Source organism: Acinetobacter lwoffii (genome assembly GCF_019343495.1).
Taxonomy (GTDB): Bacteria; Pseudomonadota; Gammaproteobacteria; order Pseudomonadales; family Moraxellaceae; genus Acinetobacter; species Acinetobacter lwoffii_P.
Genome location: NZ_CP072549.1, coordinates 1,827,349 through 1,852,593, shown reverse-complemented (window position 1 = coordinate 1,852,593; position 25,245 = coordinate 1,827,349). Strand labels below are relative to the sequence as shown.

Below are 25,245 nucleotides of genomic sequence, written 5' to 3'. Positions count from 1 at the left end.
TTTAACATTCTGAATTTTTTATGAATTGACAGATAATTGCTTTTTGGCAATTATCTGTTTTTTTATACCTTTTATCTGTTGTGTGTAGTTTTTGTAATTTTAATAAGTAATAGTTTACATGGGTCAGTCTAAGGCCTAGGGGAGGGGGGAATATGCGTAAAATTCAGGGGTTTACCTTAATTGAGTTAATGGTGACGATTGCTGTGGTGGCGATTATTGCGACGATGGCTGCTCCTTCGTTTGGGAATTTAGTTGCTCGTAAACAATTGGATTTGACAACGAAAGAATTTGCTTTGCTATTTGGTGAGACTCGAGGGCAAGCAATTGTATTAAGAAAACCTATTACTCTTAAGTTGGAGTGTCCTAGTGATGGAGCAGGTAAACCAAACTGCCCCCAAAATACTTCTACAGAACTTTATTGGGTTTCACCAAATGAAGCAATACAACTTACAAGTGATCCTATAGATGTCATATTTTCAGGGCTAGGTACTGCAAAGCAAAGGGAAAAGTTGGTTGATAATCCAGTTTGTAATCCTACACCACCAATCTCACCAACGCTTTGTGATACAAAGCCAGACGAGAATCCACGGAAAATTCCTCAAGCTGTACCATTAGAATTTACTTTATGTAATAAGAAAATTGGTGAAAGTCGAACAATCCATGTATCAAAAGTTGGAACAGTTGATGCAATAACTACAGGAACTTGCTCATGATGAATAAGTCCGCACAAAAGGGCGTAGGTTTAATGGAGGTCTTAGTAGCCTTATTGATACTTGCCATTGGTGTTTTAGGATTTGCGGCTCTTCAATTTAGAGCAATGGACGCAGCTCAGGAAGCAACAGAAAACACTGTTGCGATGAATGTTGCACGGGACTTAGCTGAGCGAATACGAATAAATCGTACAGCTTTGTCTGAATATAAATCAGCAATTAATAATAAAGCTACTAATGACACATGTTTGGGTGCTAATGATATTTCTACCCCTAAAATGCTGGCGATTCCAAAGTGCAACTCAACTGCTATGGCGCAATTCGATGCAAAGGAAATATTAGAAAAGACATCTCAGAGTGGTCAATCAATTATTGTTGCTGACTGTGTGAAAAGTAGTTTGAATTGTATTTATATTGCTTGGGGAAAAACTAAGATTACTAGTGATGATTTAAGTAATTGTATTGATTCAAGTACGGGCACATATGTGGTTGATTCCAAATGTTTAGTGATGGAGGCATTTTAATGAGAACTTCTACTAAACAAGGTGGTTTTACGCTAATTGAGTTAATGATTGCACTTGTTTTAGGTTTACTGGTGAGTGCGATAGCTGTTCAATTGTTTTTAACTAGTCAGCGTAGTGTGGCTGTGCAGCAAGCTATGATGAATTTACAAAATTCTTCAATTTTTGGTTTGGGGTCAGTTGTGGATTCGATTCGACTGGCAAATTTAAATTCATCTCAACCTTATATAAATGACAAAGTTTTATATGGTGGGGTTGTTCTAAGTGCAAATAATATTTCAAATAATATAGGTGCAGATGGGAGTCTGGATTTTGAAATAAATGAAGACTTTTTGACCCGCGGCGCAATAGGTGAATCAAATCTAAAAGATCAAAACAGTGATCAATTGGTGATTCAATATAAAGTGAATACCCCAAATCAATTTGACTGCGAAGGCACAGGACTTACCGTAAGTGATTACGTTGTAGAACGTTATTTTTTAAGAAAAGATACAAACCGCAATGATCCAAACGAACCACTTGCATTTGCTTGCAAAGCTACACGTTACACTGAAGAGTCAGCAAAAACAAATACGTCTTTAAGTGGTTTAGCTGGTAATGGAGAAATAATTATTCCACGAGTTGATCACTTTAGTGTGCGTTTAGGTGTTGCTTATGATGGTGCAAATGATAGTTGTTCTGCCATTACGACCACCATTAAGGATGCTGAAGATAAAGAGGTGATATCTGGAATTGAGGCAGACTCTAAACTTGACTGCTTTAGCTATATGAATATTGAAGAGTATCGAGCCCTTACAGGTGAAAAACCACAAATTGTCTCGGTGCAAATTGGATTGTTGGTCCGTTCTACGGACAGTGTGAATAATAATAAATTCTTTGATAACGAAGATAAATTTAATGTTTTAAATGTAAATTCTAAATTGTCCGAAGATGATCGAAACGCTTTGTATTTTAGGACAGTCGTTACTCAAACCATCGCTCTTAGAAATGGTTTTGGGATTGAGTGAGGATAAGATATGAAAGCTAATAATCTCAAATGGTCACAACAAGGTTCAGTATTAATCGTTGTTTTAATCATGCTTGTATTAATTACATTAATTGGAACTTGGGCTATACGGGGAAGCATTACTTCCTTGAAAATCTCTACGAATGCACAAGCACAAGCATTGCTTAAGCAGACTAGTGATGCAGTGTTTGTGACCATAGAAAATAAAACTGATGATGATTTGTCTTTAGCCAATATGCGAATTGGTGACGGGATGTTGAATTACACGTTAAGACCTGAAAACAAAGGGAAAGAACTAGTCTTTTGTATACGAGGGGAAACCGCGGATAATTTTGAAGGCAGCCGGTTAGCCAGTGTTGTTTATTGGGAAGGCTCTTTAATTAAGAATAGTGATATGGGTACAAATGGATTTTGTAAGTTGGATCGCTTGACTGATTTTATAAGTGGTCGAAATGCAGTTTTAACTCAAGTGACAGTACGCGCAGCTGAAAATAGTCGAGATTGGGAGCACATGATGGAAGGCGATGACAAGGAAAGCTCGAAAAGTACCGGTATCCAGAAAGTTGTAATTACAGCAACATCAATTCTTCCAAATCTGAGCGAGAGTTCAAAGACAGAAATTAATACATGCCTGAAAAGCTTCACAAGTTTTGTGGATGATGTAATTGATAATGAGACAGTAACAGACTGTTTATCTTCTAAAAATGTTCCATATAGTACGCAGGAAATGGAATATACCATGAAGCCTGTTCGTGCATCGTAATGGGAGAATAAATCATGAAAAAGTATGAAATGAAAAAATCTGACCTAGATGCACTCGAGCAAAAAGTGCAATTTAAAAAAGGGCTAAATCAATTTAAGGTTGGTACAATTGCTGCTGCAATTACATCTTTAGTTTGTGTCAGTATCCCTGCTTTTGCAGCTGATTTAGAAATTTATGTTCCTGGGAATAGTTCGCAAGGAGCAACAACAATTATGTTTTTGCTTGATATCTCTGGTTCAATGGATACACGTTCTATTGAACAGGACTATGGAAATATCTGTACTAAAGACCGTAGGGGAAATGCTACTTTTGAAGGAAATACTACAGATGGTGAATATTGTGTTGCTTCAGGTAACGAAATCACAAACCAGATAATTAAAGATTGTAACAAGTCTGGGAGTGAATATAAATGTTATGACCGTATTTCAAGGTTAAGACAAGGGATGTTAGCGGTTTTAGAGGGTGATACGGCTAAAGGAGTAAAAAAATTAGATGATGATCTGGTCATTGGACTCTCTACTTTAGGTGCATATACAACGACTTACCACGAGGCTGGGGCAGTTAAGGTTCCAGCTCGAGCATTGAACGAAACTGTATCAGGTACTTCAAAAACACAACGTGAAATTCTAATAGAGGAAGTTAAAAAACTTCGTGGTCAAACCAATACACCAACAACTCGTTCTTATGCTGAAGTAGTTGCATATTTGATGGGTAAAACAACACAAATAACTGGTGGTGAGTGGTATTTTGGAGGGGTTTATGATAGGCGAAATATTTATTCAGAATGTTTGAGTATGTCTGGAACAGGTACTTGTTTAACTTGGGGGCAGGTATATTATGGGTCAGTACCTAGTGGATTTACTCGAGGCGCTAGCAAGACTGTTGGTGGGTATCCTGGTAATGTTTATACTGCAAATAATGCTTATAGTGGTTTTGGCTATTCTAGTGACCTTACAAAAAATACTGGTAAAACAGCTTATGCAGCACCCACTACAATCTCCAGACAAATTAGCTATACCGATGATCAGAAAAAATGTAGTGGACAAGGGGTATATGTACTGACAGATGGTAGACCAAACTATGGTAATGGTACTTCGGGTCTAATACGTAAAGCATTGGGAGATAAAAGTGCAGGTTTTGAATGTACTGATAGTGAGGCTGGTTGGAATTGTACTTTAAATCTAGCATCAGCTCTTCTTGACTCTACTAAGAACCCCGCAAATATAAGTTTTAAAACAGCTGTGGTTGGTTTTGGAAGTGACTTTAATACAATCCCTTCATCTGTCCAAACTGAAGCGGGTGTTGATGCTTTGACGAATATTAGTGATGATATCAAACAAGCTGCAAAATGGGGCATACGTGGGAAAGGTGGCTGGTACTCAGGTTCAAATGCAAAAGATGTTGCAACCAGCATAGCTGATTTTGTAGATAAATCAGGTGGAGAAATTCCAAGTATCAGCACTGGATCATCTACAGTACCTATGGATGCATTAAACCCTGAAATTATTCAAAAATATGCTTATTTCCCACAGTTTGAACCAAAAGTTAAGTCAAGTGATAGTATTCAATTATGGTTTGGTAACTTAAAAAAATATTTTGTGGTGAAAGGGGGAGTTTATGCTGATGAAGATGGTAGTGCGAGTCAAACTGTTGTCTTAAAAAGTAAATTACAGGATTTACCAGATCAGTGGGCAAAATCAGGTATTACCTATCCTAAAAATGCACCTGTGTTTTCGAAAGGCGGTGCACTAAGCCAGTTGGCTTTAGGCATTAAGACAACGACAGATAATAATGGTGATTCTATAACGACTGCAGGACGGAAATTGTTAACGAATTATGATTATGATGGTTCTAAAGCCGAAGATGAACGAATTGGGCAAAGTTTTGATTTAAATCGCATCGATTATACCTACACAACGGATACTAAAACCAAAACTGATAATGCAGCACGAGTTAGAGGTTTGATGACATTACTTGGCTATAATATTAGTACAGAAACTGCAACTGAGGGTCTGGATCTTACAAGTGCAATAGCCAGTATTCGACAAATGGGTAGTGTTTATCATTCATTGCCAGTTTTATTGACCCAAGAGGGCAAGGCTGTCGCAACACGAAATGCTATAACCCAAAAGGTAGAAATTAGCTCTGTTGACCGAAAAGATTATGTCATGTTTGGTACAACTCAAGGCTTATTGAGCGTTGTAGATGCTGTAACTGGTATTGAAGAGTTTAGCTTTGTTCCAAAAGAGATGATTGAAAAGCAAGCTGAAACTTTTAGAGCGAATGCGGGTAATCTTACTGGTGGTAAGGATGCTTTGTATTACGGAATTGATGGAGAGTGGACAGCTCATACAGTTTATGTGACTAAATCCGATGGTACTCTAACGGTAAATCGAGCTGTACGTAATGTTATTGGTGGCTCTAAAGATGATGTTGAAAATCTGAATGGAAAACAATGGGTCTATGGCGGTTTACGCATGGGGGGGCGTAGTTATTATTCTCTTGACTTAACAGATTTAGCTAGTCCAAAACTGAAATTCCATATTGATCCAACGACAGGGAAAGTGTATTCGAAAGCTAATGCAAGTGGAAAAGCTTTTAAGGCCATTGAAAATATGGCGCAAAGCTGGTCTAAACCTAAACTGGATTATGTGAACTGGAAAGGGCAACGTAAACTCGTGATGTTTGTTGGTGGTGGTTACGATGCGGGTGGTGATCATGGTGATGGTTTATATGCTGATGACATTCGTACCGGTTATGCGGGTTATGAGCACTATAATTATGAACAAGATAACAAAAAAGGCTCTGGCGTTTATATGTTTGATGCTGACAATGGCGACCTACTTTGGTATGCGGACTCTTCAGATGAATCTGCAGACGAAGGGGTGCAACATTCAAAGAATACAAATTTAAAATACAGTGTAGCTAGTGACATCAAAACGATTGATCGAAATAATGATGGTATCGTTGATCATATTTACTTTGGTGATTTGGCTGGTCAAGCATTCCGAGTAGATTTTCAAAATGATGGAGATGCTACGAATTTTTCATCTCAAGTTACTCAAATTTTAGATTTACACCAAACTAACGGTACCAGCCCTAGATTTTATATGTCACCTGTTTTTACAGCACACCATAGTGCTGGTAAAAAAGAAGGTGCGAATATTGTTGTTGTTAGTTTTGTTTCTGGAAATAAAAGTTCGCCTTTATTAGCGACAGATGATTCTCCTGCCACTACAGGAAAAAAAGATTCTTTAGGGCTGCAGTATGATGCTGTTTATGCTGTTTATGACTATGATATTCATCCGGATGGTAGTTTTTCCCCACAATCGCATATTGGTGCTCGTACATTAGCAACAGAAGATAGTGAGAATGCGTCGCTTAGCCAATTGAAATTTATTGATAATGAAAATGTAGTGCGTAGTGATAGTACCGAAGATCTTATATTAGGTGCAAATGCAAATTCATCTACAGGATGGGGGGGGTGGTACTACCCATTTAAGAAGAAATTTAGTGCTACGCTTGAAGATAGAGAGGATGCTGGTGCGAGCATTATTAAAGGATTGACTCCACTCATTGCTATGGAGGGAAGTCTATATGTTACTCAATATGATGCTTCGAATAAAGGTACATCCTCAACTTGTGGGGCTGGGGTAAAAGGGCACAGCTTTACACAACGACTTTGTTTACCAACGGGTGTATGCCCACAAAATGCTAATTATGTTTACAATTTAGGAGCGGGAATTGTAAATTTAAATGTGGGACCTTATGGGGATTCAGGTAAAAAATCTATAGTAGTTCCAGATCCAGCTGATATCGGTGTTGGTTGTATTGGTGATGATTGTAATAATGATAATAAGTTTATTACTGCTGGAGGTTCTATAAGATTTATCCCTAATCGTTGGTTTGAACGTTATGCAAAAGCGGATTAAGCCTATGATTAAGCTTTGTAAAAAAAAATTAAAACTGAATCAGTTCAATCAAGGTTTTACCTTGATTGAACTGATGGTAGTAGTTGTTATCATCGCAATTCTTGCTGCAATCGCCATTCCAAGTTATCAACATTTTGTACGTCGGGGTGTTGCAGCTCAAGCACAGCAAGAAATGCAAAAGATAGCTGAACAGTTAGAACGCCATAAATCTCGAAATTTTAGTTATCGTGGATTTAATGCAAGCTATTTGTACCCAACACCGAGTGCACCTAAAGTATCTTCATTTGATGCTAGTAAACAATTGTTGACACTGCCATTAGAAAGTTCAACGATCAAATATACATTATCTCTTGTTGATAGCATGACAGGTAACCCACTTTTAATATCTAGCACTTCTACTGGACAAGGTTGGGCTATTAAAGCTGTAAGTGAAGATCCTCAAAATTTTAATTTTTTACTTACGAGCACAGGGGTGCGTTGTAAGCAAAAAGCTACCATAACGGGTTATGCGTCTTGTTCTGCGGGGGATAATTGGTGATGTATAAAACTGGTTTTACATTAATTGAGCTTATGATTGTTGTTGCAATTATTGGAATTTTGGCTGCAATTGCTTATCCATCATATCAAAATTATAAAGTTCGTACTCATCGCACAGATGCTCAAGCTGAAATGATCACTATTGGTAAAACTTTAATGCAATTTAAAGTAACTAAAGGAAATTATTTAAATGCAAACATTACAAATATATATGGAGCAGCGGTAACACCTATATCTGGAGCTGCTTTATATGATTTAACATTAGAGACGAATGCTTCTACTTGGACACTAATTGCAAAACCTATATCAGGAACGATTCAAGCTGATAATGGTTGGATTTGCTTTAATGAACAAGGACAGCGTTCTTGGGAAAAAGGCGTAAACAATTGTAATGGGCTCTCAGCCACCTCTAACTGGGACGGCCGCTAACTAAATCCAAAATTGTAGCTAACCTATTTTTCATCTTTCATTCAGGGCAAAGTTCAAGTAAAATACTGCCCTCTATGAAAGGGGTTTGAAATGTATCGGTGGTCGGTACAGGGATAATCCGTAAAAACTATAAGGTTCTATCATGGTTGTTATTCGTCTTGCACGCGGTGGTGCTAAAAAACGTCCGTTCTATCAAATCATTGTGACTGATAGCCGTAATGCACGTGACGGTCGTTTCATCGAACGTATCGGTTTCTTCAACCCTACAGCTCAAGGTAAAGCAGAAAAACTTCGTTTAGATGCTGACCGTTTTGCTCACTGGGTTTCTCAAGGTGCTCAACCTTCTGATCGTGTTGCTTCTTTAGCTGCTCAAGCTAAAAAAGCTGCAGTTGCTGCATAATTTTTATATAAATTAGGTAGTAGCTTGCCCATGACACCAACACAGAATGTTCCCGAAGATCGTATTCAGATTGGACAGTTGCGTTCAGCATATGGATTAAATGGGTGGCTCTGGGTCTATTCCAATACAGAACCTATGAGCAACATATTTGACTATCTGCCTTGGTACATTGAGACCAAAGCAGGTTGGCAAATTGTCGATGTAAAACGTTGGAAACCACATGGTAAAGGCCTGGTAGTTTCGCTTAAAGGTGTGAGTGATCGCACTGGTGCAGACGAACTGGTTGGCTCCAATGTCTGGATCTCTAAATCGCAACTGCCTCAAGCAGGCGTAGATGAGTACTATTGGTCTGATTTAAAAGGTCTAACTGTGTTAGGTCTGGATGATGAAGAACAAGAAGTCAATCTCGGTCAAATTTTTGAGCTGTTTGAAACAGGTGCTAACGATGTGATGGTGGTTCGCGCAACTGCCGACAGCATTGATGGCGAAGAGCGAATGATCCCATGGCATAAAGATGTGGTGCAACGCGTTGATCTTGAAGCTGGTCGTATCTACGTCAATTGGGGCGTAGACTACTAATATTTTCGGAAATACGGGAGTCTGCGATGTTTTTTGCAGTCATTACGCTTTTTCCTGAAATGTTTGAAGCGATTACAGCCTATGGGATTAGCGGGCGCGCAGCAAAACGTGAGTTGATGCAAATTCATTGCATCAATCCTCGCGATTATGCGACGGGCAACTATAAACGGGTGGATGAACGTCCATTCGGCGGTGGTCCGGGTATGGTGATGATGGCTGAGCCTCTGGCAAAAGCAATCCAGCATGCCAAAGAGCTTGCAACGCAAGCAGGTGCAGTTCAGGTTCCTGTGGTGTATATGTCACCGCAAGGAAAGACCTTAAACGAAACTGCGGTACAGGATTTTGTCAAATATGACGGAATCATCGTACTGTGCGGACGTTATGAAGGCGTCGATGAACGTTTGATCCAGCAATATGTTGATCAGGAATGGTCAATTGGAGATTATGTCTTATCGGGTGGTGAGCTTCCTGCGATGGTTTTATTGGACAGTATTATCCGGAGACTTCCAGGTGCCATGTCTGATGAACAGTCACACGTGCAAGACTCATTTGTGGATGGTCTGCTAGATTGCCCACAATATACCAAGCCAGATCATTTTGAAGGTTTGGATGTGCCTGAGGTGTTAAAGTCCGGGCATCATGCCAATATTGAAAAATGGCGGTTTTTGCAGCGATATCAGCGTACACTTGAACGCCGCCCAGAGTTGGTGGAAAAAGTCGAACTGACCAAGCAGCAGAAAAAATGGCTAAAAGATTTGTAAGATATTGATGAGTGATCATTTCTATCTTCAAGCAAGTACTTAAAATGATTTAAGTATTCTTTAATAGGCTCTTTATGGTTGAGATGGTCAACCATAAAGGGAAAGATAATCGGGTGTATGCGCTTTAGCCTCTATACCCAGCGATGATCAGACCTCTTCTGACTCGCATATATTGGAGATACCCCATGAGCGGTAAGCATCCTTTAGTTCAAGTAATTGAAAACGCACAATTGAAACAAAACATCCCTGCTTTTGCACCAGGTGATACAGTTATTGTTCAAGTTAAAGTAAAAGAAGGCGATCGTGAGCGTTTGCAGGCGTTCGAAGGCGTTGTAATTGCTAAGAAAAACCGTGGTTTGAACTCTGCGTTCACAGTACGTAAAATTTCTAGCGGTGTTGGCGTTGAGCGTGTATTCCAAACTCACTCTCCAATCGTTGCTGGTATCGAAGTGAAACGTCGTGGTGACGTTCGTCGTGCTAAACTTTACTACCTACGTGAATTGTCTGGTAAAGCTGCACGTATTCGTGAAAAATTACCAGCTCGTAAAACTAAAGCTTAATTTTAAGCTTTATACGAGTGAAAAAATGCGCCTTTGGGCGCATTTTTTATGCCTAATTTTTATGTAGATTTATTCGAAATGTTCCTGCAAAGGCAAGATCATAGCATCCAAAATATCCAAGAAAATTTTATGAATAAACATCAGGAATAATACAAAATATCCCCAAGACTGGAATCCTGCATTAAAAAGTTGAATGCAAATAAAACATTGTGTGATAACCAGTAAAATACTGATCCATACATTTGCGATAATATGTCGATGACAATAGGGGCAATAATAAGGCTCATATTTTTTAAATTGAAAAGGATTAATGACTTTTCGTTTGCAACAGGGACAGGTTCTTTTAAATTTGTTTTTGATTTCTATAGAACGTATCTGCATTTATTTTATTTCACAGTTCTTTTTATATTTGATGAATATTTTATATGCAGTTTGATCATGATTAACAAGTAAATTTCAAGAAAAAATTTAGAGAAAAATAAGATAGAAAAAGCCTCTGGAGGAATAGAGGCTTGTGTAACTCTATAAACCTTGCAGTTTTAAGCGGTTGGCATGTTGACGATAGGCAGCAACTGGATCAGGTGCCAAGGTACCTTTAATGCCAAATAGCAAGTTGATTTCATCCAGATGATTCCATGGATAATCATCACGAATCGTTTTACCAAATTTGGCACTACATACCGAGACGATTCCATCATTCGCGCCAGCCTTACTTGCAGAAAGTAGATCCAAGGCTTTCATGGCGGCATCACTGACATCTAGGAGATTAGTCACGGGTTGATTGCCGGTCATTGAATACAGTGCAATGCCTTGGTCTGTATATTTGCCTTCACCACATGGGCTCAGCGAAAGCCCGAGTTTAAAGCGCTGGTTAAATTCGGCTGTGCCTTCAATTGAGGTGCTGTGTCCTGCTGCAAGGGCGTTGTGTGGGAAAGCTTGACCGTCTAAGCCTTGTGCCCACATGATGACGTTGCCAAAACTGCTGATCAGGGTATTAAGCAATTCAGATGTACCGGTTTGATTAGCAAGTCGCATAACATCAGAGGCGACAATCGTCCCTTGGTTGGCACCGCCCACAGTCATCACTGAGGCTACATGTTGCGGCATCACCCCGGCTGCATAACGCACGCTATGTGCACCATGACTATGACCAATTAAATTCAATTTTTTTGCGCCGGTGATCGCCATGACTTCTTTCAGTTGCTCCACATATTGTTCACCTCTGATTTCGCTAGAATTGAAAGGTGAGATGCGGGTGGCAAAGGCAGTTGAACCATTACGGGCTAAATCAGGCAGAATTTGATACCAATAGTCCATGCCTAAGGCATCAAAACCAATGCGATTAAAGCCGACCATGCCATGTGCAAATACAATGGGGTAGTGTGTTTTGGCATAATTGGACACGACAAATCTGGATTCTGCTTGCTGCAAATTGGAAGCCTGCACATATTGGCCCGTAAATAACACGCAGCATAAGGTTATAAAATGCGTTCTAATTTTCATAAAGTTCCATTTTGGCGGTTTAAAAATTAAAAAATCCCTGCACATTGTGATGACAGGGATGAGATTGAATTACAGGCCTTGCAATTTGAGCCGGTTGGCATGCTGGCGATAAACATCGACTGGGTCTGGAGCAAAGATATTCTTTAATCCAAGGAGCTGGTTCACTTCATCCAGATGGTTCCAGTTGTAGTTATCCCGAATCGTTTTACCGAATTTGGCACTACAGCGGGAGACCAGACCATCATTTTCCTTGCCGCCATCAATGAGTAAAGCTGTAACTTTCAATGCTGAATCAGGATCGAGCGGGTTGGTGACTTGACCTATACCTGTGAATGAATAATGGCGAATATCACCGTCTTTTTCCTTACCTTCACCGCAGGCGGTGGTTGGCATACCCAGCGGATATTTCTGGTTGAATTGAGCGGATCCTGCCAAGGTTAGACTGCTACCACCTGCCAGAGAGTCATGTGGGAAACTGTTTGGATCCAGACCTTGTGCCCAGGTGATGGCCTTAGACACCAGGTTGATACCACCGACTAAAGGCCCTTGTATCGGTGTACCTTCTGCTTGCAGGATCAGGTCTCCAACCGGGGAGCCCTTATGCGGAGCACCGACAGAAGTCAGGGAAGCGACTATTCCATTCCCTGCACCTGCGACATAACGAATGGTCGGGCCGCCATGGGAATGACCGATCAGATTGACTTTCTTTGCACCGGTAATGGCCAGAATTTCATTTACCTGCTCTAAAAGTTGCTCACCCCGAATTTCCGATGAGTTAAAAGGCGAGACACGTGTTGCCCAGACATTACCGCCATTACGCGCCAGATCCGGTAAAATCTGATACCAGTAATCCAGTCCAAACTGGTCAGTACCGATCCGGATGAAACCCGCCATACCATGTGCAAAGACAATCGGATATTGGGTCTTGGCATATTGTGAACTGGCTTTTGCTGTGACCTGACTGGCCTGGGTGGATGCCTGGGTGCTGAGACATGTACCCGCCAGCAGCAGGCCGGTGATTAATATTCCGAATTTCATTATATTTTCCTCACTTTTGTTGTTTTAACGGGATGATCCTCATCCAGTTGCCTAAAGTTCCCCTATGTAGCAGGGACTCAGTTTCCTAAGTTTTTTTAATTAATAAAGATGATCTATTCATAAAATAAGTGATTTATAAGCCTTGCAGCTTGAGCCGGTTGCCCATCCAGGAATAGTGGTAAATTCCATTGGATGTAAGTTTGCTGCCTTGGGTCTGACAGTTTTGGGGAATGGCAGAGGAGCCATATTTCACATTGAAGGCCTGAATCGCCTCTGGATTCATGGCTTGCAGTGCCTCGATAATACTGACCGGATACTGGTTAGCTGTAACCAGATTCATGCTATGGCCCAAAATTGTACCAATGGCATGGATAAAGGGTTCAAGCAGTGGCGTCTGGCTGGCATTGACAAAAAACGGGGTGCCTTGCATCGCCCCGGCAATGGCGGTTAAAGAGGCGGCTTTATGCGGTGCAACGCCCTCGATATATTGAATTGTTGGGCCACCTTGGCTATGCCCAATCAGATTGACTTTCTTCTGGCCCGTCAGTGCCAGTATTTCATCAATTTGCATCAAGAGCTGTTCACCGCGCAGTTCATTGGACGCAACAGCAGACAATTCGGCAGAAAACACCCGTGCACCATACCGGCTCAGGTCTTGGGGAATCTGATACCAATAATCTAAACCGATGTGATCTGTTCCAATCCGGTTAAAACCTAGACCAAAACCATGAACAAAGACCATCGGGTATTTTGTCTTGGCATAACTCGAGAGGACAAAATTACTTTTATATTCCTGTAATGCCGAGGCTTGCACAGGACTAGTCAAGATGGAACCCAGCAGCAAAAGGTTTAAGTGATACATTATTTTTTTCATTGCAGCTTCCCGATCGCGGATAGGTCAAATAAAAAGAACCAGAAAAAAAGCCTATATTTCAGCTGAAAATACAGGCACTCTGGGGTTATAAACCTTCTAATTTGAGTCGGTTGGCATGCTGGCGGTAGAGGGCGACCGGATCTGGTGCAAACACGCCTTTCAGACCAAACATCATATTGGCCAGGTCCGTATGATTGAGTTTGTACTGGTCATGAATCACCTTGCCCATGAACGCACTACAACGTGAAACCATGCCATCATTGTCTTTACTGCCATAAGATAAAGGGCCGAGCTGCATCAGGATCGTATCAATATCCAGGGCATTGGTGGCTTGGGCCACACCCGTCCATGAATAATAATGAATGCCTTTACTATCTTTCTGTTTTAAATTTTTATTGCAGTTTTCTGTAGAAGCCAATACGCCATCTTTGACCACCTGCTGTGCCACTGTGGCATTAAAAGTATTTGAACCGGTCTGGCTCAGGGATTTCATGGAAGCATCAAAATCAATTTCCAGTTCAGGCTTAAACTGACCCAGTGCAATCAATGGACCAATAATATAATCACCTAAAATGTTAAAGGCGGTACGCGTCAGGCTATTGTTCTGAATATCATCTGCCACTTTGGAGCCATGGTAGGTTCCTGCAACGCCGGTAATAGAGGCGATATACTGCGGCTGGGTCGCTGCAACATACAGCACTGTTGGTCCACCATGGGAATGGCCAATCAAGTTCAGTTTTTGCTTTCCGGTAATTGCCAGAACCTCTTCAACCTGATGGATTAGTTGTTCTCCGCGATGCATCGTTGTATTTGCCGGCGATAATTGTGCAGCAAACACGGTTGAACCATTACGTGCCATATCTGGCAGAATCTGATACCAGTAATCCAGCCCGATACTATCGGTGCCAATACGTGACCAGCCTAACCAGCCATGTACCATCAGGATCGGATATTTGGTCTTGGCATAGTCAGACCGGCTCTTTTCGATGACTTGTGTTGCACTCGCTGCAGCCTGAGTCTGTGCAGAAAAACTGAATCCCAGAGTGGTCGCTAAAGCCACAGTCAGTAACTGGGCTGTCTTGCTGAAAGTATACATAGCTGTCCCTTTTTAAATTTTATCGTTATTCAAGCAATCATTGCTTTTTGTAGAGTGTTGCAAGCCACAAATCAGACGATGAAAATACAGTTTAGGCCTTCAGTGGCTGAGCAATTTTTCTTTTGAAGAAGCGGTATTTTTTCATTTCAGAGGTCTAAAACCATGTCATTTGGGGACATGCAGGACAGGAGGAATTTACATTGTAAGTATGCGTTTTATTTGCAGATGTATTTAAATAAAAAGTCTTTGAAATCATTATAATTTTTCTAAGTTATTTTGTGTAAATACGAAATATTTGGAAACAACTATAAAAGATCATTTTGAGAAAAAATATAAAGTTATCAAAAGGGCATTTATAAAAAAGCCATCAACAGGTGATGGCTTTTAGGCTTAGTCAGCAAAGGGTAGTTTGGCTCCCTGATCATGAACCTGTTCAAAGGTTTCTACTCGTAGCTGTTCTTGCGGTGTATTAAAATGTTGGCTGCGAAGTTGGGCAATGGCTTGCTGTTTGGCAGTATCGGACATGCTGGACTGGGTAATCTGATCTCGTTCATCTAAATAGCCCGTCACCCGGTTTTTCCAGTCGCTGCGTTTTACATCCAGCTGTTCCAGACGTTGTGTTGCTTCAGCACCGACCAGATTTATCCGCATCTGCCGGATTTCATCACGGGAACCACCACGGGCTTTAATATCAGCGGTGAGTTTGCGCAGATCTTCCAGTTTATTCAGTTGTTCCAAATTTTCCTGCCAGTCCTGCGGAAGCTGCTGAAACAGTGCTTTGAGCTTTTGCGCTTTTTCAATCTCAGTCAAGCTTTTGTCCGCCAGTACGCTCATCCGGTCCAGGGTATATTCATGATAGGCATCTTCTGTACCGAACAAGCCTTCGATTTCATACTTGGAAAAGTATTGCTGGCGCAAATTTTGGGTACTGTTATAGATGCTACGATAATAGGCAGGATCTTCCTGATTCAGCCCAGTCGGTGCAGTGAGCTGGCCTAAACCCTGACGATACTGGAGATAACGATCCCATAAATCCAGAATTTGCGAGAGTGCCGGTTCTTTATGATTCTGGCGAATATAGGCTTTAAAATCCTGCTGGATCTGTTGCAGATTTTTTTCACCGAACTGGGTAATAAAATATTCAAAACAGTTGCGGGTCTGTTCATTCACGAGCAGACGGTTGCTGGCGTCTAGCTGCATCTGACAATTAATTTCGGTATCTTGCTGGCTGGCACTGGGGAAGGCTGCATTGGCAGGACCATTGACCAAGAGTGCGGTTTGCTCTGCCTGAGTTTCGGTTAAAGGCATTTTTGTCCCGGTATCCGCCTGGGTATTTTCTTTTGGGGACAGCCATAAGAGCAGTGTGAGGATGCATAGCACCAGCAACGCCAGAATGATCCATATTTTATATTTCTGCATATCCTATGCACCTATTTTCTCGTTATTTCATTATTTTTAGATATTTAAGCTTTTAGATATTAAAGCTTTTAGATGTTCAAGCCGGCTCAATATGCCATAAAAATCATTAGAGACTATAGAAAAGTTGTAAATCCTCTCGCAGGGTTTTACCATGGCGCCAATTTATAAAATGTCTGATTTTTTGCCATGAAAGCATCATCTCCTAAAATTCAGCGTCGTCATCTTAGTGGTGTCTTCCTGCTCAATAAGCCTTTGGGTATCAGTTCTAATGCCGCATTGCAAAGAGTCCGCTGGTTGTACCGTGCACAAAAAGCCGGCCATACCGGCGCGCTGGATCCGTTGGCATCCGGTTTATTGCCCGTGTGTTTGGGGGAGGCGACCAAGTTTTCGCATTATTTATTAGATTCGGTCAAGCGTTATCAGACGACCGTATTTTTGGGGCATAGCACCACCACGGGTGATGTGGAAGGCGAGGTGCTCTTGGAAAAAGTGGTTCCTGAATTATCCGAGTCTTTGATTCAGGAAACACTGGCGCAATTTGTGGGTGATATCCAGCAAGTGCCGCCAATGTATTCTGCCTTGAAAAAAGAAGGCCGTCCTTTATACGAACTGGCGCGCAAAGGTATCGAGATTGAACGTGAAGCACGTCCGATTACCATTTTAGCGATTGAGCTTTTATCCTTTACGGAGAACAGTATCACGCTGGATATTACCTGTTCTAAAGGGACTTATATCCGGGTATTGGGTGAAGATATTGCCAAAGCACTGGGAACTTATGGCCATCTGACTTATCTGCACCGCATCAAAACCGGTCATTTTGATTTGATCCCGAGTTATACCATTGAATATCTGGAAAGCCTGAGCGAAGCAGAGCGTGATGCACTGTTGTTGCCGGCCTATGCACCGGTTGATCATTTTCCAAAAGTGCAGGTACCCGAAGGTCGCGCAGAATATTTTAGCCGCGGCATGGAAAGCAATATCGAACATGAAGCAGCTGAACAGGTGCTGGTTTTTGATGGCGAGAAATGTCTGGGTCTGGCAGAAATCACCGACAAAAAACGTCTGGTACCCAAACGCGTCCTGAACCTCTAATCGAGTCAATATATGGAAATTGAGATCATCATCAGTCTGGTTGTCTTTGCATTTTTTGCAGGGGCGATTGATGCTGCCGTGGGCGGTGGTGGTCTGATCCAGATCCCGGCAATTATGGGGACTTTACCGCATTTACAGCCTGCTACGGTCTTTGGCACCAATAAACTCGCGTCCATTTGTGGCACCGCTTCTGCGGCATTTTCCTACCTGCGTCAGGTAAAACTGCCCTGGTTGCTCTTGAGCGTGATTGCACTGTGCAGTTTTGTCAGTTCTTTTATTGGTGCAGCCAGCGTTACGCTAATTCCAGTCGAGATCCTTAAGCCTTTTGTGCTGGTCATGTTGATCGTGATCGCAATCTATACCTTGATGAAAAAACAGTTTGGCCAGGTGCATACCGAACAAAAACTGAATCGGAAAATGCTGATACTGGCCGCTTTGGGTAGTCTGGCGATAGGCTTTTATGATGGTATCTTTGGTCCGGGCACCGGCAGTTTCTTTATTTTCTTTTTTATTCGCTATTTAAGCGTCGACTTCCTGCATGCATCAGCCTTATCGAAAATTGCCAATTTCACCACCAACTTGGCCGCCTTAAGCTTTTTTATTCCCAGTGGCAATGTGCTGTTTATGGTCGGGACAATGATGGCGGTAGCCAATATTTGTGGTTCCTTGGTCGGGGTGCGTTTGGCATTTAAATATGGCAGTGGCTTTATCCGGATTTTATTCCTGATTCTGGTCAGTCTGCTGATTTGCCGGATGGCATACCAGATGTTTTTTTTAGATCTAAACCCGATGTAAATCATTCTCGATATTAAAATTTCTTAACAAATCACTGTATAAACTGCGTCTAAACCTGTTCTGAAAATCTTCTAGAATCAATGATATGAAAAATAAAACAATCGGAGAAATATCGGAATGACGACTATTTTTGAAGCATTAAGAGAGAGTCATGAGATTCAGCGTGATCTTGCAGAAAAACTATTACAGACTTCCGGGGATACACCAGAACGCCGTGAGCTGTTCAAGCAACTGAAAAATGAATTATTTGCGCATGAAGCTGCGGAAGACCGTTATTTTTATATTCCCTTGATGATGACTGATTCAGGCCTGAATATTACCCGCCATGCTTTAGCTGAACATCATGAAATGGACGAAATGATCGAGGAATTAACTGTAACTGAATTGAGTAATCCAGGCTGGATTGCCATGGCCAAAAAACTTTCCGAAAAAGTGCATCATCACTTAAAAGAAGAGGAACATGGTTTCTTCCAGCAGGCCGGTAAAATTCTGGGTGAAGAGCAGAAGACCGCTTTAGCAGTGCAGTATAAGAATGAATACCAGCGTTATAAAGACATGAAAAAAGATATGCTGGTACAAAGCTAAGCTTTGCATTCAAGTCGAACAAATAAAAAAGATGGCTGTAGTGCCATCTTTTTTATGTCTTCTATATTTTGCTTTCAAAGCAAGTAAAAACACAGAATGGATAGGATATTTAATCAGTTGTTCAAATTCCAATAAGGCTTTTAGGTATTCTTTTCTGCTGATCCTTGACGGGCGGCACGTACAGTCACACCGACTGATGCTAGCATGATACAGATCAGTGCCACGGCCTGAAGAAGCGTAATTTTTTCGCCTAATAGTACAAAACCGGCCAGTGCAGCCAAAGCCGGAGACAGGCTGGACAGGGTGCCATAGCTGGTTTTATTCAAATGCTGAAGTGCCTTTAAATCCAGAGCATAAGGAATGGCTGTTGCCAGTACAGCAATAGTAATTGCCTTGCCCCAATACTGGGTGTCTATCAAGGCAGGAGCATTGTTATACAGTCCGATTGGTAACAGGCATAAGGCTGAAATACTGATCGCAATAGTCAGTGCATGCATGCCGATATTTTGCTGCACCACGCGTTGCCCGAAGAAAATATACAGTGCCCAACATAAACCCGCACCTAAAGCACAGGCGGCGCCCAGAAGGTCGAAATTACTACTATTGGCCTGTCCCCATGGCACCATTAACGCAATGCCTAAAATGGCCATCAATACCCAAATATAATCACTACGATGTTTGATCGAGAGCAGGGCCAGACCCAAAGGACCAATAAACTCCAGACCGACTGCAATTCCCTGCGGTAATCTTCCCAGAGACAGATAGAATAAAATATTCATGACCCCTAAAGCGGCGCTATAGCAGAGTAAATCCCGCCATTTCAAAAAAGGCAACCGCTGAATGATTTTCCAAGAACGAAACATTACCCCAACAATCATTGCTGCAAAGCACAGCCTTAAAATGGTCACAGTGACCGGATCCAGCACACTAAACAGCTGTTTGGCAAAAGATGCACTGATCTGGTAGGAGGTCATGGATAAGACCATGAACAATACGGCAAGGAGTTGGGCGTTTGGCATGGAAGCAGCTTCTACCCAGAATGGGTGAAAATGAGAAATAGGGGAAAGTGAAATTATAGCAAACTGGTTAATTTTTAATGAGTAGGGCAAGGAAATATTTTGCCGAGGCGAACTTAAATTTTGATTCAATCAAGTTAAGTTTTGGCCCGATCAAATACCTAAAGATTTTAAATTCAAAGTTAACCTTCTATGTAATTGCGGTTACAAATTAATCAATTTTTAAATTGATCTTGTTTCTATATTTATTAAAATATCTTAGACCTCGTGATTCGGGTTAGTTTTAAAATAACAATGAAAACATCTTAGATCCCGTGTTTCGGGACAGCATTAAAATAACAATATCAAATAATTAAGGTAGATAATAATGAAATTAAGAATACTCTCTTGCGCCATTTTTAGCTGCATGCTGGCAGCATGTGGTGGTGGTTCCGATAGTTCTGATAATAATGGACCAGTCACTAGTCAACCGGCACCCACCAATCCTGGAACCCCGGGTGATGGAGCATCAGACACCATTTCGGAATTCTATAACTATCAATTCAACTTACCGAATATTGATGGATCAGAGATGGAATCGCAAAAACTTCTGTTAGCCAGTCATAAAAATAAAATTACTGACGGCATATTATATGCGGATGATAACAGCGCTGTTGATACTGAATATGCGATTGAAGAGGATATTGTTTTTCCAATTTATGTCACAGAGCAAGGCGTGTTCCCTACAGATCGTACACTTACGACATTAGGTTATAAGCTGGAAAAAGTATTGGAAAATACACCGGACAGATTTACGAGCCGCCCTGTAACGATACCGGAAAACAACATCAGTAATCATCGGCATATAGAGTGGTATGACCTGTCTGGTAAGGCATTAACTGAACGCACTAATATTGCTGTGGTGAAGATGTATGATGATACTGAGACCCGGGTATTCTTTAATATTGATAATACGACAGCCGCTGACCGTAAATATTATAATGAGTTTGCAAGCAACTTTGTTGGTTTACAAAAAGCCCGTACCTTCCCGAATGGATCTCAATGTTTCCGTATTCTGGCGGAACACCCTGAGAAAGAATATATTGAATTTGATCCGGATATAAAGGCCGGTTATCGCACACTTGATGAATGGCAGGCTGGCGAAAGAATTGGAGATCTGGCAAAAGATATTCTGGATGAATCGATGTCTAACTTGAAATATAAAAAGGCAGAATATAAAGACGAAGCTATGCAATATTATAAATATTTTGGTGCGATCGAATATCAAGGTGAAATTTATCCAAGTGCTTTCTCTGAACATGGGGAACATATTGATCACGCTGACTATATTGCGCAATCCAAAAGGGTTGCGGTGGACAGCTTAAAGCAAGAGGGTGCAAGTCCTTTAATGATCAAATGGACAGAATACAATTATGACCATCTTGCTTCCGCATGTGATGGCTATAATGTGACAGCAGCAAATGCATTAAATACTGCAATTAAAGACGCAACACCACGTTAAAATTTGAAAATAAGTAATCTTAAATAAAGGCGCTCTAGCGCCTTTATTTTTATTCAATGCTTCCTTTTTTGTGCTGTCACTGTACAGCCTACCGAAGCACTGATAATCGTGGCCAATGCCAGCCACTGTGTCCACAACAAGGTTTCACCCAGAAACAATAGGCCTGAGAGTGCGGCAATAACGGGTTCCAAACTCATCAAGGTGCCGAAACTCAGTGCGCTTAAATTACGCAGGGCAATCATTTCCAGTGTGAAAGGCAGGGCACTGGCCAGTACTGCCAAAGCCACAAAATACAGCAAACTCATCGGTTCAAAAGTATGTGCCGGCATGCCTGCAAAGAGCGAAATCGGCATCAAAACCAGCATACCGACAAACATGCCCAAGCATACAGTATGATTGCCAGAAATGCCTGAAGGTCTTTGGCCGGCAACGATATATAAGGCCCAGCAGGCACCGGCACCCAAGGCAAATGCAATCCCGATCGGGTCAAGTGGCTGGGCAGCCTGATCAAAAGGAAATAGCAGAACCAGGCCCAGAATCGCCAGTCCGACCCAGACAAAGTCGAATTTTTGCCGTGCATAAAACAGGGCAACACTTAAGGGGCCAATGAATTCAAAAGAGACGGCAATTCCCAGCGGTAGGCGATCAATCGATAGGTAAAACAAGAGGTTCATGCCGGCCAGAGCAAGGCCATAACTGATAATGGCCGGCCATTTGATCTGTCTGAAATGGATTTGCCAAATTTTAAAAATCAGTGCCAAAATCACAGCGCCCAAAAGCAGACGCATTGCGGAAACAGTCAGGATCGGAAACTGACCGAACAGATATTTGGCAAAGGAACCACTGCTTTGCATACTGATCATGGCGATCAGCAAAATCAGCGGCGCTTGCACGATGGGTGCAATTTTAAAATTCAGCATGACTAAATAGGTTTCGATTGCTCGAATAACGGAAGAGCAGCATAAGCTGAAAAAGTTTTAAAATAAAAACCTTAAAAAACAAAAAACCACAGCCCGAGAGCTGTGGTTTTTCTACTATATTGAATTAGAACAATACGCGTGCGCGGATTGTACCTTCAACATTCGAAAGCATATCGAGTGCTTCATGAGATGCAGCAGCATCGACATCCATTACCAGGTAACCGACATCACCTTTAGTCATCAGTGACTGACCAGAGATGTTGATGCCTTGTTCAGCAAACAGGTTGTTGATTTTAGACAACACGCCCGGAATATTTTGATGGATGTGCAGTAAACGGTGTTTGCCTTCAGTCAATGGCAATGCGATTTCTGGGAAATTCACCGCAGATAAAGTCATACCTTTGTCAGAATAAGCTACAAATTTCTCAGCGACTTCCAGACCGATGTTCGCTTGCGCTTCCATGGTCGAACCACCCACGTGCGGAGTCAGGATCACGTTTGGCAGGTTACGCAGTGGAGAAACAAATTCTTCACCGTTCGCTTTAGGTTCTTTCGGGAATACGTCAACCGCAGCACCAGCAATGTGACCAGATTTGATCGCATCTGCCAGGTCTTCGATCACGACACAGGTACCACGTGCCGCATTAATGAAGATCGAACCTTCTTTCATTTGCGCGAACTGATCTTTGGTCATGAAGTTACGTGTAGATGGAACATCAGGAACGTGTAGAGAAACCACATCGGCATTTGCCAAAAGTTCGCCTAAGCTACCGACTTGACGTGCATTACCTAAAGGCAATTTAGTCACTGTATCGAAATAGATCACTTTCATACCCATGCTTTCAGCAAGTACAGAAAGTTGTGAACCAATTGAACCGTAACCTACGATACCTAAAGTTTTACCACGTGTTTCGAACGAACCAACTGCAGATTTGTTCCAGCCGCCTGTGTGTGTGTCTGCTGATTTTTCAGGTACACGGCGTAGAAGAAGAATTGCTTCAGCAAGTACAAGTTCAGCCACTGAACGCGTATTTGAGTAAGGTGCGTTAAAGACTGGAATACCGCGACGCATTGCAGCGTCCAGGTTCACCTGGTTGGTACCGATACAGAAACAACCGACAGCAATCAGTTTGTTCGCAGCTTCAAAGACTTCTTCAGTCAATTGAGTACGGGAACGAATACCGATGAAGTGAGCATCTTTGATCGCTTCTTTCAACGCTTCACCCTCAAGCGCAGTTTTACGATAATCGATGTTGGTATATCCAGCAGCATTTAGAGTGTCGATTGCATTCTGGTGAACGCCTTCTAACAACAAGAAACGGATTTTATCTTTAGGTAGAGATAGATGTTGGCTCATTACGGCTCCGCTACAAAGGCCAAATTTAGTCGCGGTATAATAGCACAGGAAAAGCGCACTTATACATTTCCTTGATGACGCTCACATCAGCTATTCTGGCAAGATATATTGATAATAATGATCATGGTATTTGATTTAAATCTGCATTTTCAAAGGTATATTATCAAAATTTTCATTTTTCGAGGGAAACGCTAAAAAATAGCTTATAATATTGCGCCATGCTTTTAAAGCAGCGTGATCCGGTGCTTTAATAATCATGTTTCGCCTGATTTGTATCCATGTTTTTATGCGTAAAAAATGTGCAAATGAACCAGCGAAGTCTCTCTTGTTTAAATCATGCTAGGTCTGTAAACGATGAATGCTCCAGTCGCTTTAACCCCTGAGTTATTGACCCAATTGACTGCAATTGTGGGTGAAAACCGTATTAAAACCGATACGGACAGCCTCCAGAATTGGGGTCGCGATCATACGAAGCACTTTGATCCAAACCCGTCAGTCGTCGTTTTTCCATCGTCCACTGAGCAAGTTCAAGACATCGTTAAATTGGCGAACCAATTTAACGTTGCAGTGACTCCATCGGGTGGTCGTACCGGTCTTTCTGCAGGTGCAGTCGCAGCCAATGGCGAGATCGTGGTCAGCATGGATAAGATGAACCAGATTCTGGAATTCTTCCCGGCAGATCGCATGGTGCGTGTACAGGCAGGTGTAGTGACTGAACAGTTACAAAACTATGCTGAAGAGCAGGGCATGTATTATCCGGTTGACTTTGCGTCTGCAGGTTCATCGCAAATTGGCGGTAACATCGGGACCAATGCTGGCGGCATTAAAGTCATCAAATACGGCATGACCCGTAACTGGGTGCTTGGCCTGACGGTTGTGACAGGTAAGGGCGATGTATTGCGCCTGAACAAAGGCATGATCAAGAATGCAACCGGTTATGCGCTTCAGCATTTATTTATCGGTGGTGAAGGCACGCTGGGTCTGGTGACGGAAGCAGAAATCAAGCTTGAACGTCAACCGCAAGACCTGCAAGTGATGGTACTGGGTGTACCTGACTTTGATGCGATCATGCCGTTATTGCATGCCTTCCAGGCGAAAATTGATTTAACCGCGTTCGAGTTCTTTGGTGAACTGGCAATGCAAAAAGTGTTGGCACATGGTCACGTGCAACGTCCATTTGAAACTGAATGTCCCTTCTATGTGTTGCTTGAGTTTGAAGCGCCGTTTGAACCGATTATGGACAAGGCGATGGAAATCTTCGAGCATTGCATGGAACAAGGTTGGGTGCTGGACGGCGTAATGAGCCAAAGCCTTGATCAAGTAGAAAGTTTATGGCGTTTACGTGAAGATATTTCTGAATCTATCGCGCCATTTATTCCATACAAAAATGACATTTCCGTTCTGATCACGCACGTTCCTGCATTCATTAAAGAAATTGATGCGATTGTATCGACGAATTACCCAGACTTTGAAATCTGCTGGTTCGGTCATATCGGTGACGGTAACTTGCACTTAAATATCTTAAAACCTGCTGATTTGTCTAAAGATGAATTCTTTGCCAAATGTCAGGTGGTGAACAAGTATGTCTTTGATACCGTGAAAAAATATGACGGTTCAATTTCTGCGGAACATGGTGTGGGCATGACCAAGAAGCCATATCTTGAATATTCGCGTTCGGCGGAAGAAATTGAATATATGAAAGCCCTGAAAAAAGTGTTCGATCCAAATGGCATCATGAACCCGGGTAAACTTTTCGATCTTTAATCGATCGGAATTGAAAAAAGCGCATCGAAAGGTGCGCTTTTTTATTGCTGTGTAAATACAGTTACAGAGTCTAAATGGTTTTGTAGT

Annotated in this window: 23 protein-coding genes and 1 pseudogene; 16 read left to right on the top strand and 8 right to left on the bottom strand. The window is 41.8% G+C overall.

The window, feature by feature from the left end; genetic code table 11:
• Nucleotides 1-152 precede the first annotated feature (152 nt).
• The 11 genes from J7649_RS08820 (at nt 153) to rplS (ending at nt 10,198) form a co-directional block, all read left to right on the top strand.
• On the top strand, nt 153-713 hold the full coding sequence (locus tag J7649_RS08820; RefSeq protein ID WP_219307461.1) for a pilus assembly FimT family protein: 561 nt from the start codon (nt 153-155) through the stop codon (nt 711-713).
• A complete protein-coding gene (pilV, locus tag J7649_RS08815) occupies nt 713-1,234 on the top strand; it encodes a type IV pilus modification protein PilV (RefSeq protein WP_219310085.1) in 522 nt (173 codons plus the stop codon). Before J7649_RS08820 ends, pilV begins: the two co-directional genes overlap by 1 nt.
• Nucleotides 1,234-2,238 carry a PilW family protein gene (locus tag J7649_RS08810; RefSeq protein ID WP_219307459.1) on the top strand — a complete coding sequence of 335 codons (1,005 nt, stop codon included), beginning with the start codon at nt 1,234-1,236 and terminating at the stop codon, nt 2,236-2,238. Before pilV ends, J7649_RS08810 begins: the two co-directional genes overlap by 1 nt.
• A 9-nt stretch (nt 2,239-2,247) precedes the next feature.
• Nucleotides 2,248-3,000 (top strand): pilus assembly PilX family protein, encoded by a 753-nt coding sequence (locus tag J7649_RS08805; RefSeq protein WP_219307457.1) that lies wholly within the window; start codon nt 2,248-2,250, stop codon nt 2,998-3,000.
• A gap of 14 nt (nt 3,001-3,014) precedes the next feature.
• Entirely contained in the window at nt 3,015-6,932 is a 3,918-nt protein-coding gene (locus J7649_RS08800) for a pilus assembly protein (RefSeq protein WP_219307455.1), read from the top strand.
• A 4-nt stretch (nt 6,933-6,936) separates the two neighbouring features.
• Nucleotides 6,937-7,470: a type IV pilin protein gene (locus J7649_RS08795; protein ID WP_219310084.1), complete on the top strand. Its 534-nt coding sequence runs from the start codon at nt 6,937-6,939 to the stop codon at nt 7,468-7,470.
• Nucleotides 7,470-7,898: a type IV pilin protein gene (locus J7649_RS08790; protein ID WP_276530808.1), complete on the top strand. Its 429-nt coding sequence runs from the start codon at nt 7,470-7,472 to the stop codon at nt 7,896-7,898. The genes J7649_RS08795 and J7649_RS08790 overlap by 1 nt, the downstream gene beginning before the upstream one ends.
• A gap of 142 nt (nt 7,899-8,040) precedes the next feature.
• On the top strand, nt 8,041-8,298 hold the full coding sequence (rpsP, locus tag J7649_RS08785) for a 30S ribosomal protein S16 (RefSeq protein ID WP_004281198.1): 258 nt from the start codon (nt 8,041-8,043) through the stop codon (nt 8,296-8,298).
• 30 nt (nt 8,299-8,328) lie between these two features.
• Nucleotides 8,329-8,877, top strand: a complete 549-nt coding sequence (gene rimM, locus J7649_RS08780) for a ribosome maturation factor RimM (RefSeq protein WP_004281200.1) — start codon at nt 8,329-8,331, stop codon at nt 8,875-8,877.
• A gap of 26 nt (nt 8,878-8,903) precedes the next feature.
• A complete protein-coding gene (trmD, locus tag J7649_RS08775; RefSeq protein WP_071850938.1) occupies nt 8,904-9,638 on the top strand; it encodes a tRNA (guanosine(37)-N1)-methyltransferase TrmD in 735 nt (244 codons plus the stop codon).
• Nucleotides 9,639-9,823: 185 nt separating this feature from the next.
• Nucleotides 9,824-10,198 (top strand): 50S ribosomal protein L19, encoded by a 375-nt coding sequence (gene rplS / locus J7649_RS08770; RefSeq protein WP_004281205.1) that lies wholly within the window; start codon nt 9,824-9,826, stop codon nt 10,196-10,198.
• A gap of 522 nt (nt 10,199-10,720) precedes the next feature.
• Here the strand turns inward: rplS and J7649_RS08765 are convergent.
• The 5 genes and pseudogenes from J7649_RS08765 to J7649_RS08745 form a co-directional block, all read right to left on the bottom strand.
• Nucleotides 10,721-11,701 carry an esterase/lipase family protein gene (locus tag J7649_RS08765; RefSeq protein ID WP_219307451.1) on the bottom strand — a complete coding sequence of 327 codons (981 nt, stop codon included), beginning with the start codon at nt 11,699-11,701 and terminating at the stop codon, nt 10,721-10,723.
• A gap of 69 nt (nt 11,702-11,770) precedes the next feature.
• A complete protein-coding gene (locus J7649_RS08760) occupies nt 11,771-12,739 on the bottom strand; it encodes an esterase/lipase family protein (RefSeq protein WP_219307449.1) in 969 nt (322 codons plus the stop codon).
• A gap of 154 nt (nt 12,740-12,893) precedes the next feature.
• A pseudogene (locus J7649_RS08755) lies at nt 12,894-13,613 on the bottom strand (esterase/lipase family protein); the annotation flags it as partial.
• Nucleotides 13,614-13,698: 85 nt separating this feature from the next.
• The gene (locus tag J7649_RS08750) at nt 13,699-14,709 is read right to left on the bottom strand and encodes an esterase/lipase family protein (RefSeq protein ID WP_005248304.1); all 1,011 of its coding nucleotides are present in this window, start codon (nt 14,707-14,709) and stop codon (nt 13,699-13,701) included.
• Between the two features lie 390 nt (nt 14,710-15,099).
• Nucleotides 15,100-16,128 carry a lipase secretion chaperone gene (locus J7649_RS08745; protein WP_219307447.1) on the bottom strand — a complete coding sequence of 343 codons (1,029 nt, stop codon included), beginning with the start codon at nt 16,126-16,128 and terminating at the stop codon, nt 15,100-15,102.
• A 186-nt stretch (nt 16,129-16,314) separates the two neighbouring features.
• Between J7649_RS08745 and truB the strand changes: the two genes are divergently transcribed.
• The 3 genes from truB (at nt 16,315) to J7649_RS08730 (ending at nt 18,600) form a co-directional block, all read left to right on the top strand.
• Nucleotides 16,315-17,220, top strand: a complete 906-nt coding sequence (gene truB / locus J7649_RS08740) for a tRNA pseudouridine(55) synthase TruB (RefSeq protein WP_219307445.1) — start codon at nt 16,315-16,317, stop codon at nt 17,218-17,220.
• Between the two features lie 12 nt (nt 17,221-17,232).
• Nucleotides 17,233-18,015: a sulfite exporter TauE/SafE family protein gene (locus J7649_RS08735; RefSeq protein ID WP_219307443.1), complete on the top strand. Its 783-nt coding sequence runs from the start codon at nt 17,233-17,235 to the stop codon at nt 18,013-18,015.
• Nucleotides 18,016-18,132: 117 nt separating this feature from the next.
• The gene (locus tag J7649_RS08730; RefSeq protein WP_219307441.1) at nt 18,133-18,600 is read left to right on the top strand and encodes a hemerythrin domain-containing protein; all 468 of its coding nucleotides are present in this window, start codon (nt 18,133-18,135) and stop codon (nt 18,598-18,600) included.
• A 140-nt stretch (nt 18,601-18,740) separates the two neighbouring features.
• On the opposite strand, the gene J7649_RS08725 is transcribed toward J7649_RS08730, so the two are convergent.
• Entirely contained in the window at nt 18,741-19,619 is an 879-nt protein-coding gene (locus J7649_RS08725) for an EamA family transporter (RefSeq protein ID WP_219307439.1), read from the bottom strand.
• Between the two features lie 364 nt (nt 19,620-19,983).
• On the opposite strand from J7649_RS08725, the gene J7649_RS08720 reads away from it, so the two are divergent.
• Entirely contained in the window at nt 19,984-21,117 is a 1,134-nt protein-coding gene (locus J7649_RS08720; RefSeq protein ID WP_219307437.1) for a hypothetical protein, read from the top strand.
• Nucleotides 21,118-21,170: 53 nt separating this feature from the next.
• Here the strand turns inward: J7649_RS08720 and J7649_RS08715 are convergent, their stop codons facing one another.
• Together J7649_RS08715 and serA are read right to left on the bottom strand one after the other, a co-directional pair.
• Nucleotides 21,171-22,037 (bottom strand): EamA family transporter, encoded by an 867-nt coding sequence (locus tag J7649_RS08715; RefSeq protein ID WP_219307435.1) that lies wholly within the window; start codon nt 22,035-22,037, stop codon nt 21,171-21,173.
• A 124-nt stretch (nt 22,038-22,161) separates the two neighbouring features.
• Nucleotides 22,162-23,394, bottom strand: coding sequence for a phosphoglycerate dehydrogenase (gene serA, locus J7649_RS08710; RefSeq protein ID WP_005108551.1), 1,233 nt, complete (start codon nt 23,392-23,394; stop codon nt 22,162-22,164).
• 354 nt (nt 23,395-23,748) lie between these two features.
• Between serA and J7649_RS08705 the strand changes: the two genes are divergently transcribed.
• The gene (locus J7649_RS08705; protein WP_004644999.1) at nt 23,749-25,158 is read left to right on the top strand and encodes an FAD-binding oxidoreductase; all 1,410 of its coding nucleotides are present in this window, start codon (nt 23,749-23,751) and stop codon (nt 25,156-25,158) included.
• Nucleotides 25,159-25,245 lie beyond the last annotated feature (87 nt).